This window comes from Rhodococcus sp. NPDC056960 (assembly GCF_042674125.1).
In the GTDB taxonomy this organism is placed as follows: domain Bacteria; phylum Actinomycetota; class Actinomycetes; order Mycobacteriales; family Mycobacteriaceae; genus Rhodococcus_F.
On record NZ_JBHURF010000017.1, the window covers coordinates 174,608 to 189,317 of the forward strand.

The 14,710-nt window shown below is 69.3% G+C and carries 13 protein-coding genes; 7 read left to right on the top strand and 6 right to left on the bottom strand.

Going from position 1 to position 14,710, the window contains the following annotated elements:
• Window positions 1–55: 55 nt before the first annotated feature.
• Window positions 56–871 carry an alpha/beta fold hydrolase gene (locus ACFTWF_RS26765; protein ID WP_378464169.1) on the bottom strand — a complete coding sequence of 272 codons (816 nt, stop codon included), beginning with the start codon at window positions 869–871 and terminating at the stop codon, window positions 56–58.
• Between the two features lie 210 nt (window positions 872–1,081).
• On the opposite strand from ACFTWF_RS26765, the gene ACFTWF_RS26770 reads away from it, so the two are divergent.
• Window positions 1,082–1,867 carry an SDR family NAD(P)-dependent oxidoreductase gene (locus tag ACFTWF_RS26770; RefSeq protein ID WP_378464170.1) on the top strand — a complete coding sequence of 262 codons (786 nt, stop codon included), beginning with the start codon at window positions 1,082–1,084 and terminating at the stop codon, window positions 1,865–1,867.
• 6 nt (window positions 1,868–1,873) lie between these two features.
• Here ACFTWF_RS26770 and ACFTWF_RS26775 read toward each other — a convergent pair whose 3' ends face one another.
• The 3 genes from ACFTWF_RS26775 to ACFTWF_RS26785 are packed head-to-tail and all read right to left on the bottom strand — an operon-like array spanning window position 1,874 to window position 4,084.
• Window positions 1,874–2,665 carry an SDR family NAD(P)-dependent oxidoreductase gene (locus tag ACFTWF_RS26775; protein WP_378464171.1) on the bottom strand — a complete coding sequence of 264 codons (792 nt, stop codon included), beginning with the start codon at window positions 2,663–2,665 and terminating at the stop codon, window positions 1,874–1,876.
• A gap of 23 nt (window positions 2,666–2,688) precedes the next feature.
• The gene (locus ACFTWF_RS26780; RefSeq protein WP_378464172.1) at window positions 2,689–2,943 is read right to left on the bottom strand and encodes a hypothetical protein; all 255 of its coding nucleotides are present in this window, start codon (window positions 2,941–2,943) and stop codon (window positions 2,689–2,691) included.
• Window positions 2,921–4,084: a Rieske 2Fe-2S domain-containing protein gene (locus ACFTWF_RS26785; RefSeq protein ID WP_378464173.1), complete on the bottom strand. Its 1,164-nt coding sequence runs from the start codon at window positions 4,082–4,084 to the stop codon at window positions 2,921–2,923. The genes ACFTWF_RS26780 and ACFTWF_RS26785 overlap by 23 nt, the downstream gene beginning before the upstream one ends.
• A gap of 166 nt (window positions 4,085–4,250) precedes the next feature.
• Between ACFTWF_RS26785 and hsaA the strand changes: the two genes are divergently transcribed.
• Window positions 4,251–5,417 (top strand): 3-hydroxy-9,10-secoandrosta-1,3,5(10)-triene-9,17-dione monooxygenase oxygenase subunit, encoded by a 1,167-nt coding sequence (gene hsaA, locus ACFTWF_RS26790; protein WP_378464174.1) that lies wholly within the window; start codon window positions 4,251–4,253, stop codon window positions 5,415–5,417.
• Here the strand turns inward: hsaA and ACFTWF_RS26795 are convergent, their stop codons facing one another.
• Complete coding sequence (locus ACFTWF_RS26795) at window positions 5,418–6,956, bottom strand: FAD-dependent oxidoreductase (protein ID WP_378464175.1); 1,539 nt, start codon at window positions 6,954–6,956, stop codon at window positions 5,418–5,420.
• Between the two features lie 185 nt (window positions 6,957–7,141).
• Between ACFTWF_RS26795 and ACFTWF_RS26800 the strand changes: the two genes are divergently transcribed.
• From ACFTWF_RS26800 to ACFTWF_RS26820, 5 genes are all read left to right on the top strand, one after another.
• Window positions 7,142–7,753, top strand: coding sequence for a TetR family transcriptional regulator (locus ACFTWF_RS26800; RefSeq protein WP_185728483.1), 612 nt, complete (start codon window positions 7,142–7,144; stop codon window positions 7,751–7,753).
• Between the two features lie 182 nt (window positions 7,754–7,935).
• Window positions 7,936–9,099 (top strand): steroid 3-ketoacyl-CoA thiolase, encoded by a 1,164-nt coding sequence (locus ACFTWF_RS26805; protein ID WP_378464176.1) that lies wholly within the window; start codon window positions 7,936–7,938, stop codon window positions 9,097–9,099.
• Between the two features lie 35 nt (window positions 9,100–9,134).
• Window positions 9,135–11,324, top strand: a complete 2,190-nt coding sequence (locus ACFTWF_RS26810; protein ID WP_378464177.1) for an acyl-CoA dehydrogenase — start codon at window positions 9,135–9,137, stop codon at window positions 11,322–11,324.
• A gap of 12 nt (window positions 11,325–11,336) precedes the next feature.
• Window positions 11,337–12,209, top strand: a complete 873-nt coding sequence (locus ACFTWF_RS26815) for a MaoC/PaaZ C-terminal domain-containing protein (protein ID WP_378464178.1) — start codon at window positions 11,337–11,339, stop codon at window positions 12,207–12,209.
• Window positions 12,206–12,856, top strand: coding sequence for a PaaI family thioesterase (locus ACFTWF_RS26820; RefSeq protein WP_378464179.1), 651 nt, complete (start codon window positions 12,206–12,208; stop codon window positions 12,854–12,856). Before ACFTWF_RS26815 ends, ACFTWF_RS26820 begins: the two co-directional genes overlap by 4 nt.
• 81 nt (window positions 12,857–12,937) lie before the next feature.
• Here the strand turns inward: ACFTWF_RS26820 and ACFTWF_RS26825 are convergent, their stop codons facing one another.
• Window positions 12,938–14,599, bottom strand: coding sequence for a class I adenylate-forming enzyme family protein (locus ACFTWF_RS26825; protein WP_378464180.1), 1,662 nt, complete (start codon window positions 14,597–14,599; stop codon window positions 12,938–12,940).
• Window positions 14,600–14,710 lie beyond the last annotated feature (111 nt).

The following is a 14,710-nucleotide window of genomic DNA, read 5'->3' on the forward strand; positions in this document are numbered from 1 at the left end:
GGCGAGGCTCCCGTCGTCCGGTGCCGATCGTTCGGGCGCGTTCACGGCGGGGGAGTTACGGGGTCGCCTGGTCTGCCTGCACCACGAGGTCGGCGACGGCGGCAGGCTGAGACACGAGGACGGCGTGCGACGCGGGAATCTCCGTGATCTGCGCCCCCGCCCGGGTAGCCATGAACCGCTCGGACGCCGCCGGAATCACCTGATCGTTCTGAGCGACCATGGCCCAGCTGGGAGTCGACGCCCACGAGGGCGGCCCGCTCGGTTCGAGGTTCGCCACCAGCGCTGCCGACCGCTGGTGCGCCAGCATATCGGCGGCCGTCGCGTCCGACACGTCGGGGGCGAACACTCGATGGAAGTCGGCCGGGTTGATGTAGCCGTCGAGGTTTCTGCCCGCGATTCCGGTGGGATCGTTCTCGACGACCTTCACCTGCAGCACCGGCGGAAGCAATTGGCTGCCGGGGAACCGGATCGGGTCGAGGTTCAGCATGACCGGCTCGCCCTGCGCCGGGGCGAACGCCGCCACATACACGAGAGCCTCGACGTTCGGGGAATGCACGTTGGTGATGACGGCGCCGCCGTACGAGTGGCCGACGAGCACCACCGGCCCCGGGATGTCCGCGAGCACCTTCTCGATGGCGGCGGAGTCGTACGCCGGTCCGCGCAACGGGTTGTCCGGGACCACGACTTCATACCCTCGACCGCGGAGGTTCGCCGCCACCGCATCCCAACTTGTCGTGTCGGCGAACGCGCCGTGCACCAGCACCACCGTCGGCCGATCCTGGGCGAGAGCCGGTCCGGCCCCCACGGTCACCGTGCCTGCGACGGCGATCGCGCACGCGGCCAGGGCGGTTCGAAGTCGAAGAAGTCGCATCGCTCGTCTCCCGAGTCAGGACGGAACCCAGCGGTCAGGGGTGAAGGGACCTGCGCGCTAAGAACACTCGCACGACGACAGGCACTGTCGTACGACGAGCGACGCCGTGGCCTGGCCCTTCGGGGCTGAGATTACTCGCCCGCAGCGCGGTCGGCACCATTTCGGCTAGCGTGACCGGAGGGGGTGCTCCGCCGACGTCAGGAGGAACCCGTGGATCTCGCGCTGCACGACACCGTCGCCGTGGTCACCGGAGCCAGCAAGGGTATCGGGCTCGCCATCACCCGCGCGCTGGCCGCGGAAGGCGCCTTCGTGGTGGCGGGCGCACGGTCGCCCAGCCCCGAACTGGACGAACTCGTCCGCGGCGGAACCGTGGAGGCGGTGAGCGTCGACCTGTCGACGCCCGCCGGTCCGGGCGAACTCGTCGCCGCCGCCACCGCACGCGGCAGTCTCGGCGTCGTCGTCAACAACGTCGGAGCCGCCCATCCGAGACTCTCCGGCTTCCTCGACGTGACCGACGAGGACTGGATCACGACGATGAATCTCAACCTGATGTCGGCGGTGCGGACGATCCGGGCCGCTCTGCCCCCGATGATCGCCGCGGGCCGGGGCAGCATCGTGACCACCAGTTCGGTCAACAGTTTCCTGCCCGATCCCACCGTCATCGACTACTGCGCGTCCAAGGCAGCGCTCACCAACTTCTCGAAGGCGCTGTCGAAAGAGGTGGGACCGCTCGGCATTCGGGTGAACACCGTCAGTCCCGGACCGGTGTCGACCGCATTGTGGCTCGGGGACGACGGGGTGGCCGCCACGGTGGCGCGGGCCGCGGGCGGCGATCCGTCGGCCGTGGCGGAGGGTGTCGCGAAACAGGCCGTCACGGGCCGGTTCACCCGCCCCGACGAGGTGGCGGACCTCGTCGTGTTCCTCGCGAGCGGCCGGGCGGGCAACGTGACGGGGTCCGATTTCGTGATCGACGGCGGACTGGTCACCACTCTCTGACGCGCGCTAGCGGCGGCCCAGGAGCTTTCGCATGCCCTCGGCCGCCCCGCGCACGAGTGCGTCGCGGGGGAAGCCGCTGCGCTTCCGGGCCGCATCGTAGTTGCCGCCCGCCACCCACACCGGGCCGTCGGCGAGGTGCGCGAGCCCCTCCCGGGCAACGTCTTCGGGCTCGGCGACATTCATCCCGGGAAGATCGAAATTCAGGCCCGCCCGGACCATCGCCGGCGTGCGGGTGACACCGAGGACCAGTTCGACCACGTGCACGCCGAACGGTGCGAGTTCCAGCCAGAGGCTCTCCGCGAAGATCCGGCCGAACGCCTTGGATGCGGCGTAGATGCTCTGGTCCTCCGAACCCAGATACCCGGCCAGCGAGCCGACCAGCATGATGCCGCCCCGGCCGCGGTCCTTCATCCTCGCGCCGAAGTGCTGCGAAACGTGCAGCTGAGAGGTGATGTTCAGGTCGATGACACGCTGGAAGCCGGTGAGGTCTCCGCTGACGAACTCGTGCCCGTAACTGTTGGCACCGGCGTTGAAGATCAGCAGGCCCACCTCGACGTCGTCGGTCGCGGCGCGGATCCGGTCGAGTGCGTCCGGGTCGAGGAGATCGAGGGCGAGGGTGCGGACCTCGATCCCGTGAGCGCGGACCTTGTCCGCGGTCTCCTCGAGCGGTCGAGGCTTGCGCGCGACGAGGACGAGATTGATCCCCGCCCTACCCAGTTCTTCGGCGAAACTCGCGCCGACGCCCTCGGAGCCGCCTGCGATGACGGCCCACGGGCCGTAGTGATCGAAGTCGATCATGATGTGTTCTCCTTCGAATTCGTTCAGGGGACGACGACAGGAGTCGGCACCGGGTCGTGGTCGCGCACCGGGACGGCCCCTGCTTCCGCGGCCTGGGTGATCGTCGCGGTCAGCGCCGCGCACCCCGTGCGGGGAGCGCCGGGGCGCCCCGGCCCGGCGCTGTCGATCTCGCGGCAGGTCGCGCGGGCGGCGTCGTCCCACTGAATGGACGTGTGTTCCCAGCTGTTCTTCTGGACCAGGACGCGCGCGCCGCACTCAGTGCACTGCAGCGGCTGCATCGGCTTCGCGCACCTTTCGCGCGAGATTCTCGTCGACTTCGCGCTTCCACGACTCCACGGGGCGGGTGGTGTCGAGTTCGAACTCGAACCGCTCGGTCATCTGCGGGGTCACCGCGGCGGCGTCGACGTAGAACTGCTCGTACCAGCGTCGCAGCTGGTAGACCGGGCCGTCCTCCTCGCACAGCAGCGGGTTCTCGATGCGGGTCTTGTTCTTCCAGATCTCGATGTCCTGTTCGAAGCCCTTCGCGATGAACGTGCCGAAGTTCTTCGCCATCTCGGCCGCCGCGTCGCCACCCAGTTCCGTCGATTTCTTGACGATGATGCCGTACTGCAGCACGAACTTGTCGGCGCTGACGGGGTAGTGGCAGTTGATCAGCACGGAGTCGACGTCGTGGGTCTCGTACTCGTACGTCAGGTCGTCGACCATGAACGACGGACCGAAATAGGTGGCATCCGAGCGGCTCCCGACCATCTTGGGCTGGCCCGACGCCTGCGGGCGCATGTCCTCACGGGCCTGCCCGCGCATGAACTGGCTGGCCACGTGGCCCTCGAAGACGTTCTTGAAGTAGGTGGGAAACGAGAAGTGCACGTAGAAGAAGTGCGCCATGTCGACGATGTTGTCGACCACCTCCCGGCAGTTGGTGTCGACCGTGGTCCGGTACCACACCCAGTCCGTCCACTCGTCGTCGAGCGCCCCGTCGATGCGGGGAATCGTGACGTCCGCGGGCGGAGGGTTGCCCTCCGGGTCGTTCCATACGAACAGCATCCCGTCCTGGTCGAGCGCGTGCCACGACCGGGTCCGGGCGAGCGGTGGCACCCGGCGCGCGTACGGAATCTTCTTGCAGCGGCCGTTGCTTCCCCAGCGCCAGTCGTGGAACGGGCACGCCACCTCGTCGCCCTTGACCGTGCCCTGGCTGAGGTCGCCGCCCATGTGCCGGCAGTACCCGTCGAGGACGGCGAGATCGCCGGCGCTGTCGGCGAAGACGACGAGCTTGGTGCCGAATGCGTCGACGGAGTGGGGCTTGCCGTCCTTGAAATCCTCGGACAACCCGAGGCAGTGCCATCCACGGGCGAATCGGGTGGGCGCTGCGCCGGTGTCGATTTCGCGTACCTCGACTGTGTCGGACTGTTGGGTGGTCACGATGCGTCCCGTCCTCTCCTGGGCTTGTGCGGTGCCCTGCACGCTAAGTGAGCGGAGACGGCCCGAATCCTGTGGTCCCACTGGACGGGACCGTCCGGCGGGGCGCGTTTCCCGTTGAGCGAGACGCATATCCATGTGCGGGAGCGATGGCCCTACCCTCCGACAGATGACGAACGAGGTCCTCCGATCGGTCCGTGGTCTGCTGCCGATGATCGCGGAGTGCGCGGACAAGGTCGACGAGTCCCGGCGGGTGTCCGAACAGGTGATCCGCGAGCTCGGCGACGCCGGAGTGTTCAAGATGCTGCAGCCCCGGCGGTACGGCGGCACGGAGAGCAATCCGGTGCACTTCTACGAGGTGGTGCGCGCCGTGTCCGGTGTGTGCGGTTCGACGGGGTGGCTGGCGTCCGTGCTCGGTGTGCACCCGTGGCACCTGGCCCTGTTCGACGACCGCGCACAGCACGACGTGTGGGGCCACGACGATTCGGTTCTCGTGTCGTCCGCCTACGCGCCCGTCGGGCGGCTCGTCCCGGTGGACGGCGGATATCTCCTGACCGGGGACTGGCACTTCTCCTCCGGCTGCGAACACGCGTCGTGGGCGCTGCTCGGCGCGATGCTGGTCGGGGCCGAGGGTCGCCCGGTCGATTTCCTGACGGCGCTGGTGCCGCGCTCGGACTACCGGATCCACGACGTGTGGGACGTGGTGGGGATGCGCGGCACCGCCAGCAACGAGATCAGCGCCGAGGGCGTGTTCGTTCCCGAACACCGGATCAAGCGGAATTACGAGACGGCGCAACTGCGCGGACCCGGGCAGAAGGTGAATCGCGGGCCGCTGTACCGGATGCCGTTCGCCACCCTGTTCACCACTGCCGTCGCGGCGCCCGGGGTCGGCGTGGTCGCGGGGTGCTACGAACGCTATCTGACGTTCATGCGGGAACGGGTGCGGCTCAGCCTCGGTGGTGGCAGATTCGTCGACGACCAGTTCGCGCAGGTGGCGGTGGCCCGGGCGTCGTCGGAGATCGACGCCGCCATACTGCAGATGGATCGCAACGTGCGGGACCTGTGGGAACTGGCGGAGGACGGCGCGGAACTCCCCGTGAGTCTGCGGCTGCGGGTGCGCCGCGACCAGGTGCGGGCCACCGAGCGTGCCCTCGACGCGATCGACCTGCTGTTCAAGACGGCCGGTGGGAGTTCGCTGTCGCGCGGCAACGCCATCGAACGGTCGTGGCGCGACGCCCACGCGGGCAGCGTGCACGTGGCGAACGAGCCCGAACGCGCCCTCGCCCTGTTCGGCAGGGGCGCGTTCGGGCTCCCGGTGGAGGACAACCTCGTCTAGTCAGCTCCGCATGTGCTGAACTGCCCGGTAGGAGAACACCATTGCGGTGCCGAGCGGCACGCCCGGGCCCGGATAGAACCGGCCGCTGAGGGAGGCGCTCGTGTTCCCGGCCGCATACAGTCCGTCGATGGCCGTGCCGTCGGCGCGCAGGACCCGGGCGTCGGCGTCGGTCCGGACACCGCCCTTGGTGCCGAGGTCGCTGAGGACGATGCGGGCCGCGTGGAACGGGCCCTGCGACACCGGGCTCAGTGCCGGGTTCGGCGGGGCGTCCGCGCCCGCGCCCGGAGGGCAGAAGAAGTTGTCGTACGGATCCTCACCCCGGTGGAACGCCTCGTCGACGCCATGCTTGGCGAAATCGTTGAACTGTTCGACGGTGCGGCGCAACGCGTCCGCGGGGACGTCGATCTTCTCCGCGAGTTCCTCGATCGTGTCCGCCGAGTCCCAGGTGCCCGCCGCGAGATGCTTCTCGGCGGAGATGTTCGGAATGGAGATGGCCGGCAACACGGGCCCGCCCTCCTTCGAGTCGAACACGAGATACGAACTGCTGCTGTCGTGCTCGATCATCGCGCGACCGAACTGGTCGTACGGCAGTGATTCGTTGAGGTACCGCTCGCCGGACGTGTCGACCAGAATTCCGCCCCGCACCCCCACCATGAAAGCGCCCGAGCCGTCCGGAAGTTCGACGCCGGGGCACCACCACGCCTCCTCGAGGAGAGCGGTGTCCGCGCCGACCTCCACCGCCGCCTGCAGGAGGTCGCCGGTGTTCGCGCCGCGCGGGCCCATGCTCCATTCCGCCTTGCCCGGGGTGCCGTTGTCGGTGCGGAGGGTGGAGCTGCCCTCGATGCCGCCGGCCGCGAGGAGCACGCCGCGCGTCGCCCGGATACGGATCGTCTCACCGGCCGCATCTGTCGCCACGGCGCCGACGACCCGGCCGTTCTCGACGATCAGCGAACGGGCTGCGGTCTCGGTGCGCAGTTCCGCGTGCCCGGTGCCGTACAGGGCCATGAGGAGACGGCCGATCAGGGCGCGGCCGCCGTTCAGCGTTCCCTCGGGGTGCGGGTCGCCGGCACGGTCGACGTCGGCTTCGGGGCGGATGACCTCGCGCAGATCCCCGATCTCGTCGCCCGGCAGGTCGAGCGGATTGATCGCGCGGCCGTAGTCCATGCGACCGGGCGCCTTGTAGTAGTCGGGGAACGGGCGCCACTCGAATTCGATGTGGGGATCGGATTCGAGAAGTGCCACGACGTCGGGTGCGGTCGACACGTACGCCTCTTGACGGTCGATCTCCACGTCGCCGACCACCGCGCGCAGGTAGGTGCGGGCCTTGTCCGTGGAGTCACCGATCCCGGCGCGTTCCTGTACCGCGGTGCCCGGCAGCCACACCGCGGCGCCGGAATACGCGGACGTCCCGCCGAACAGTGGGGTCTTCTCGAGGACGAGGGTGCGCAAACCCTGCGAAGCGGCCGTGTAAGCGCCGGTCAGGGCGCCGCCGCCCGAACCGACCACCAGCACGTCGCACTCGGTTGTCCAGTCCTGCATCGTCGTTTCCTCCGTTGATGGTCAGTGGAGACTGGAGGCCCAGTCGTGGGGTATCACGCAATCGCATCCGGGCGTTGCGCGGCACGGGCGGTCCCACTCACCGGACGTAATTCGATGCTTTCCCGATCCAATGCGAGAATCGACACCGGATCCGGGGCTGTGCGCGGAGTGAAGGGGGATCGAGGGTGCCGAGAATCGCCGAAGCGCGGGATGCTGCCGAACCGAGTTCGGAAGAACAGCGGGCCCGTCACGTCCGCATGCTCGAGGCCGCCGTCGAACTGGCCACGGAGAAGGAACTCGCTCGCGTCCAGATGCATGAGGTGGCCAAACGCGCGGGTGTCGCCATCGGCACGCTCTACCGGTACTTCCCGTCCAAGACGCACCTGTTCGTCGCGGTGATGGTCGATCAGATCGATCGGATGGGCGTCGGGTTCAGGAAGACCGCGCCTCCGGGGGAGTCACCGCAGGACGCGGTGTACAACGTGCTGGTCCGGGCCACCCGGGGTCTGCTGCGGCGCCCCGCCCTGTCCACGGCGATGATCCAGTCGACGAGCACCGCCAACGTCGCGTCCGTGCCGGACGCCGGGAAGGTCGACCGGGCATTCCGGCAGATCATGCTGGATGCCGCGGGGATCGAACACCCGACCGAGGAAGATCTGACGGCACTGCGCCTGCTGGTGCAGTTGTGGTTCGGCGTGATCCAGTCGTGCCTCAACGGCCGCGTCTCGATTCCCGACGCCGAGTCCGACATTCGCAAGGCCTGCGACCTCCTGCTGGTCAACTTGTCGCACCGCTGACCGCTCGTACGCCGGAGGCTGTGGCGCCGGCGCCTCCGAGCTGAAATTCATTCTCTTGCCCTGACCTGCGGTAGAGCTTTCTTCGTATGGAAAAGGGTATTGCTGCGTTCTCAGAAATAGAATAAATTCCAATAATGAGCCGCGGACGAGTCCGCGAGCCAGAAGAACCCGAGGAGCAGAACATGGGTAACGCCGTCATCGTCGACGCGGCACGGACACCGATCGGCCGCCGCCGCGGCGCTCTGTCCGGGCTGCACCCGGCCGAACTGCTCGGCGCCGCCCAGCGAGGCGTCCTCGAGCGGGCGGGCGTCGCCCCGGAGGACATCGGTCAGGTCGTCGGCGGATGTGTGACGCAGGCGGGCGAACAGTCCAACAACGTGACCCGGCAGGCGTGGCTGCACGCCGGACTGCCGTACACGACGGCGGCCACGTCGCTCGACTGCGCCTGCGGGTCGTCCCAGCAGGCCGTCCACGTCGTGGCGGGTCTCATCGCGTCCGGCCAGATCTCCGCCGGAATCGGGTGCGGTGTCGAGGCGATGAGCCGGGTGTTCCTCGGTCAGGCCGCCACACCGGAGACGGGCAATCCGTACCCCGACGGCTGGTCGATCGACATGGGCGATCAATTCACCTCAGCGCAGCGGATCGCCGATGTGCGCGGGATCAAGCGTGGTGACGTCGACGCTCTCGGCCTCGAGTCGCAACGACGCGCCGCCCAAGCGTGGGCGGAAGGGCGGTTCGACCGCGAGATCGTCCCCGTCACCGCGCCCGTCGTGGACAAGGCCGGCGCACCGACCGGTGACGTCGCGGTGGTCACCCGGGACGGGGGACTGCGGGAGACGACGGCGGAGGCCCTGTCGGCCCTGAAACCGGTGATCGACGGCCACATCCACACCGCGGGCAACTCCTCCCAGATCAGCGACGGCGCCGCCGCCGTCCTGCTCATGGACGAGGACCGTGCCCGCGCACTCGGATTGCGGCCGCGCGCGAGGATCGTCGCGTCCGGCATGGTCGGCTCCGACCCCTACTACCACCTCGACGGGCCGATCGAGTCGACGCGGATGGTCCTCGCCCGCGCCGGAATGTCGCTGGGCGACATCGATCTCGTCGAGATCAACGAGGCGTTCGCGTCCGTCGTGCTGTCCTGGGCGCAGGTCCACGGCGCCGACATGTCGAAGGTGAACGTCAACGGCGGTGCCATCGCGCTCGGCCACCCGGTGGGCTCCACGGGCGCCCGGCTGATCACCACCGCCCTGCACGAATTGGAGCGGTCCGACACCTCCACCGCGCTGATCACGATGTGTGCGGGCGGTGCACTGTCCACCGCGACCGTCATCGAACGCATCTGACCCCCGACCAATCGACGAGCACCGACGAGGCCGACATGACAATGGGATTGACCGAAGAAGAGCGCGATATGCGCGACTCGGTGCGAGGGTGGGCCGCACGCACCGTGACACCCGCCGTCCTCCGCGAGGCCGTCGAGGCCAAGACCGAGCAGCGACCGCAGTTCTGGGCGTCGCTGGCGGACCTGGGCGTACTCGGACTGCACCTGCCGGAGGAGGTCGGCGGCGCGGGATGCGGGCTCGTGGAACTGGCGGTGGCCACCGAGGAACTCGGCCGGGTGCTGCTGCCCGGTCCCTATCTCCCGACCGTGCTGCTCGGCGCCGTCCTGCACGAGGCAGGCGACACCGCTGCGCTCTCCGGCCTCGCCGACGGTTCGACCCTCGGGGCGGTCGCCCTGCAGCCGGGCACACTGCGTCTCGTCCGGAACGGCGGAGCACTGACGTTGGACGGCGAGTCCGGGTACGTACTCGGTGGGCAGGTCGGCGACCTGTTCCTGCTCGCGGCCCGGGACGGTGACGACACCGTGTTCGTGGCGCTCACCCGCGACCGGCTCGACGTCACCGACCTGCCCAGCCACGACCTGGTGCGCCGCAACGCGATCGCCGCGGTGAACGCAGTCGAACTCGTCGAATCCGAAGTCCTGCAAATCGATTCGCAGCGTGTTCTCGATCTGGCCGCTACCCTGTTCGCCGCCGAGGCGTCGGGTGTCGCCGATTGGGCCGTGACCACCGCCGCCGACTACGCGAAGGTGCGTCAGCAGTTCGGTCGCCCCATCGGCCAGTTCCAGGGTGTGAAACACACGGTGGCCCGGATGCTGTGCCGTGCCGAGCAGGCCAGGGTGTGCGCCTGGGACGCGGCCCGCGCGACGTCGCCCGGCACGGGCGCGGCCGAGGCGTCGCTCGCGGTCGCGGTCGCGGGGGCCACCGCCCTCGACGCGGCGTTCACCGTCACCAGGGACTGCATCCAGGTACTCGGCGGCATCGGCTACACGTGGGAACACGACGCCCACCTGTACCTGCGCCGGGCGCAGTCGCTGCGGATCCTGCTCGGGTCCACCGCGTCGTGGCGGCGGCGGGTGGCCCGGGCGACCCTCGGTGGCACACGCCGGGTGCTCGGCGTCGACCTGCCCCCGGAAGCGGAAGGTATCCGCGCCGACGTGCGCACGGACCTGGTGCCCGCTGCCGCGCTGAGCGAGAGCGAGCGAGTGACGTACCTGGCCGAGAAGGGCTACACCGCACCGCATCTGCCCGCGCCGTGGGGTAGGGGAGCGGGCGCCGTGGAACAACTCGTGATCGCGGAGGAACTGCGCGCGGCCACGCTGAGGCCCCACGACATGATCATCGGGAACTGGGTGGTGCCCACACTCATCGCGCACGGCAGCGAAGAACAGGTGCATCGCTTCGTGCCCCCGTCGCTGCGCGGCGACCTCGTGTGGTGCCAGCTGTTCTCCGAACCCGGGGCCGGATCGGACCTCGCGGGCCTGAGTACCCGGGCCACGAAGGTGGACGGCGGCTGGGTGCTGCAGGGGCAGAAGGTGTGGACGTCGATGGCCCGCGACGCGGACTGGGGCATCTGCCTCGCCCGCACCGACGCGTCGGCGCCCAAACACAAGGGCCTGTCGTACTTCCTGATCGACATGAGAGGCAGCAACGGCCTCGACATCCGGCCGCTGCGGGAGATCACCGGCGAGGCACTCTTCAACGAGGTGTTCTTCGACGACGTGTTCGTGCCCGACGACCTCGTGGTGGGCGAAGCGGGTGACGGCTGGAAGCTGGCCCGTACCACCCTCGCCAACGAACGGGTGTCGCTGTCGCACGACTCCTCGCTGGGTTCCGGCGGTGAGGCGCTGCTGACCCTGGCCGGGGAGCTGCCCGGCGGCATCGACGACGAGCAGCTGACCGTGCTCGGCAAGGTCCTCTGCGACGCGCAGGCCGGTGGGCTGATGGGTCTGCGCACCACACTGCGGTCCCTCGCGGGGGGCCAACCGGGCGCCGAGTCGTCGGTCGCGAAACTCCTCGGTGTCGAACACATCCAGCAGGTGTGGGAGGTGGCGATGGACTGGGCGGGACCGCGAGCCCTGCTCGGTGATCAGCCCCGCACGTCGGACACGCAGATGTTCCTGAACGCGCAGTGCATGTCGATCGCGGGCGGCACCACCAACGTCCAGCTCAACATCATCGGCGAACGCCTGCTGGGTCTGCCCCGCGACCCCGAACCCGGAAAGTGAGTGAGGACCGACATGGCGATCGACAGGGACGTGGCTCTGAACAGCGACCCGACGGTGCGGGAGGTGTCGTGGACCGAACGCGACGTGATCCTCTACCACCTCGGGCTCGGCGCCGGCGAGAATGCGCTGGACCCCGCCGAACTGCGCTGGGTGTACGAGAAGAACCTGCAGGTTCTGCCGACCTTCGCGGTGGTGGCGGGGCAGGGAATCTCGGCGCGCGCGATACCCCCGGCCGGCATGGCGCTGCCCGGCATCGACATCGACCTGCGCAAGATCCTGCACGGCGGGCAGTCGCTCACCGTGCATGCGCCGATTCCGGCGTCGGGCACGGCCCGGCTGTCCTCGCGGGTCGCCGACGTGTGGGACAAGGGCAGGGCCGCCGTCGTCGTGCTCGAACAGACGGCCACCGACTCGGACGGGAACCCGTTGTGGACCTCGGGGATGCAGATCTGGGCCCGCGATGAGGGCGGGTTCGGCGGCTCCCCGGGGCCCGAGTCGGTGGCCACGGTGCCGGACCGGGAACCGGACAAGGTGCTCGTGTCGCGCACCGGGCCGGCGCAGGCGCTGCTCTACCGGCTCAGCGGCGACCTCAACCCGTTGCATGCCGACCCCGATTTCGCGGCCGCCGCCGGGTTCGACCGGCCGATCCTGCACGGGCTCGCGTCGTACGGTGTGGTGTGCAAGTCCGTCGTCGACGGGGTGCTGGACGGCGATCCCACCCGCCTGCGCCACTATGCGGTGCGGTTCGCCGGGTCGGTGTACCCGGGTGAGACGGTGGAGACCGCGGTCTGGCGGAACGGCGACCGACTCACGTTGCGTGCCACCTGCCCCGACCGCGACGGACAGTCGGTACTGACCCACGCGACGATGGAGGTGAGCGAGTGAGCGTCGGCACGCACCCCACCTGCGAGACCAGCCCGTCGGGGACGGTGCTGACGTCGCCGCCCGACGGATCCGCCGTGGACCGGGCGACCGAGGCGGCCCGGCGGGTGGTCGACGCGCTGCTGCGCACCGACCGGGACAACGCCAACCTCGACCGCGTCGCCGAGGAATTGAACAGCATCGCCGGGCACCTCGAGGAGCACGCCCCCGCGGTCGCCGAGCGGCTCATCGACATGTGGAACGGCGAGGGCGTCACCCGGCACGATCCCGTGACCGGGCCCGAGAACGCGATCGCGCCGCCGCTCGTCCTCGAGGGACTGTCCGACGGATCGGTCCGGGGCACCGTCACACTGACCATTCCGTACCAGGGCCCGCCCGGACACGTGCACGGCGGTGTGTCCGCACTGCTGCTCGACCACGTCCTCGGCGTCGCCAACGCGTGGGCCGGAAAGGCGGGTATGACAGCACAATTGAGCACCCGCTACCACCGTCCGACCCCGCTGTTCGAACCGCTCACCCTCAGCGGGAAGCTGATGTCGGTGGACGGCCGCAAGATCACCACCGCCGGCGACATCCGCACCGCGGACGGGCAGGTGTGCGTCTCGGTGGAAGGACTGTTCGTCGACAGGACCGTGCCCCGCCCGCGTTGATCGGATACCTCTCGCTCGCCGAATGTCACCGTGGTGCAGTTCGACTGCACCACGGTGACATTCGGCGTCAGGGTCTGATGGTCAGACGGCGATGCCGCGGCGGATCATCTTGCCGGTCGCGTTGCGGGGCAACAGGTCCGAGGTGATCTTCCACCGCGTCGGGACCTTGAAATACGACAGTCTCTCGGACGCGTACGCGCGCAGTTCCGCCTCAGTGGTCGCGGCGCCCGGTCGCAGGACCACGACGGCCGACACCTCCTGCCCCAGGTCCTGGTGCGGCGTCCCGATCACCGCGCATTCGAGCACGTCGGGGTGTTCGTCGAGGCACTGCTCGATCTCGGTGGGGTACACGTTCTCGCCGCCCCGCAGGATCAGATCCGAGCGCCGCCCGGTGAGACGCAGGCGACCGTTCTCGACGAGTCCGTAGTCGCCGGTCCGGAGCCAGCGGCCGGGGGCGATCGCGGCGGCGGTGGCGGCCTCGTCCTCCCAGTAGCCGAGCATCACGAACGGACTGCGGACGCACACCTCACCCTCGACGCCGTCGGGCAGCCACTCCCCGTACGGGTCGCGGATCTCCATGCTCACCGTGATGATCGGCCGCCCCAGAGTGCCCGGGAACTGCTCGAGTTCGGGGGCGGTGGCGACGGCGATCGCGGTACTGCACTCGGTGAGTCCGTAACTGTCCACGAGCGCGTTGCGGGCGAACGGCACCTTCTCGCGCAGCCGTTCCTTGAATGCGACCGACGACGGTGCGGACGCCAGCGAGAACGACGTGAGCGACGACAGGTCGTACCGGTCGAGGTTGTCGTGCTCGACCAGGCGGGACGCCATGGTGGGCACCGCACCCCAGTTGGTGACGCGTTCGCGCTCGACGAGACGGAGCACGGCGTCGACGTCGAATCCACCCTGGTGCATGACGACGGCACCGCCGGTCGCCAGCCGCGGAATCACCAGATTGTGCAGGCTCGCGATGTGGAACAGGGGAGAGGTCAGGAGGTAGCGCTGCGGACTCGGCACCGCCGGATCGACGGGCCGCCCACTGAATTCGCCGACCACCGCGTCGCTGAACCGGTGGTAGTCGACGACGGCCAGAATGTTGCGCTGCGAGTGCAACGCGCCCTTGGGCCTGCCGCTCGTGCCGCTGGTGTAGAGGATGGCGGCCGGATCGTCCTCGTCGACGTCGGTGTGCGGCATCGGGGAACCGGCGTACCGCGCGAAGATCGCGGGCAGATCCTGTTCCATCGTGAGGACGGGGAGATCGGTGCCGACGGCGGCGAGCGTCTCGGCGCGTTTCGCGTCGGCGATCACCACGGTCGGACGGCTGTGGGCGAGCCCGTACTCGACCTCCCGCGGAACCCACCAGCCGTTCAATCCGACGCTGATGGCGCCGAGCACCTGCGTGGCCCAGAACGCGATCACCCACTCGGGGGTGTTCGCAGCCAGGATCGCGACGCGATCACCCTTGCCGACGCCGTGGTCCTCGCGCAGCGCCGTCGCCAGGGCAGCGACCGCGGCGGCATGCTCGGTGTACGACAGCCGGCGGTCGGCGGTGACGAGGTAGTCGCGGTCGCCCCACCGGAGCGAGGTGGTGAGGAGTTCGCCGACCGAGCGTCCGCGGTGCTTCATCACCGGCATCCGGGTGCCGAGCACCGGCTCCTCGACGAGTTCGAACCGGCCACCGGGGCCGGTGAGACGGGACATCACCTGATCCAGGTGCAACTGTGGATCTGTGGGGGCAGTCATCGGGGCGACCTTTCGTCCTCGGGCACTCGTACCGACACAAGATGGCACGCCGTGACGGGCGCCCGGACGTGGTTACCACTCAGCGAGACTGCCGCGATCCGCGACGTCCCG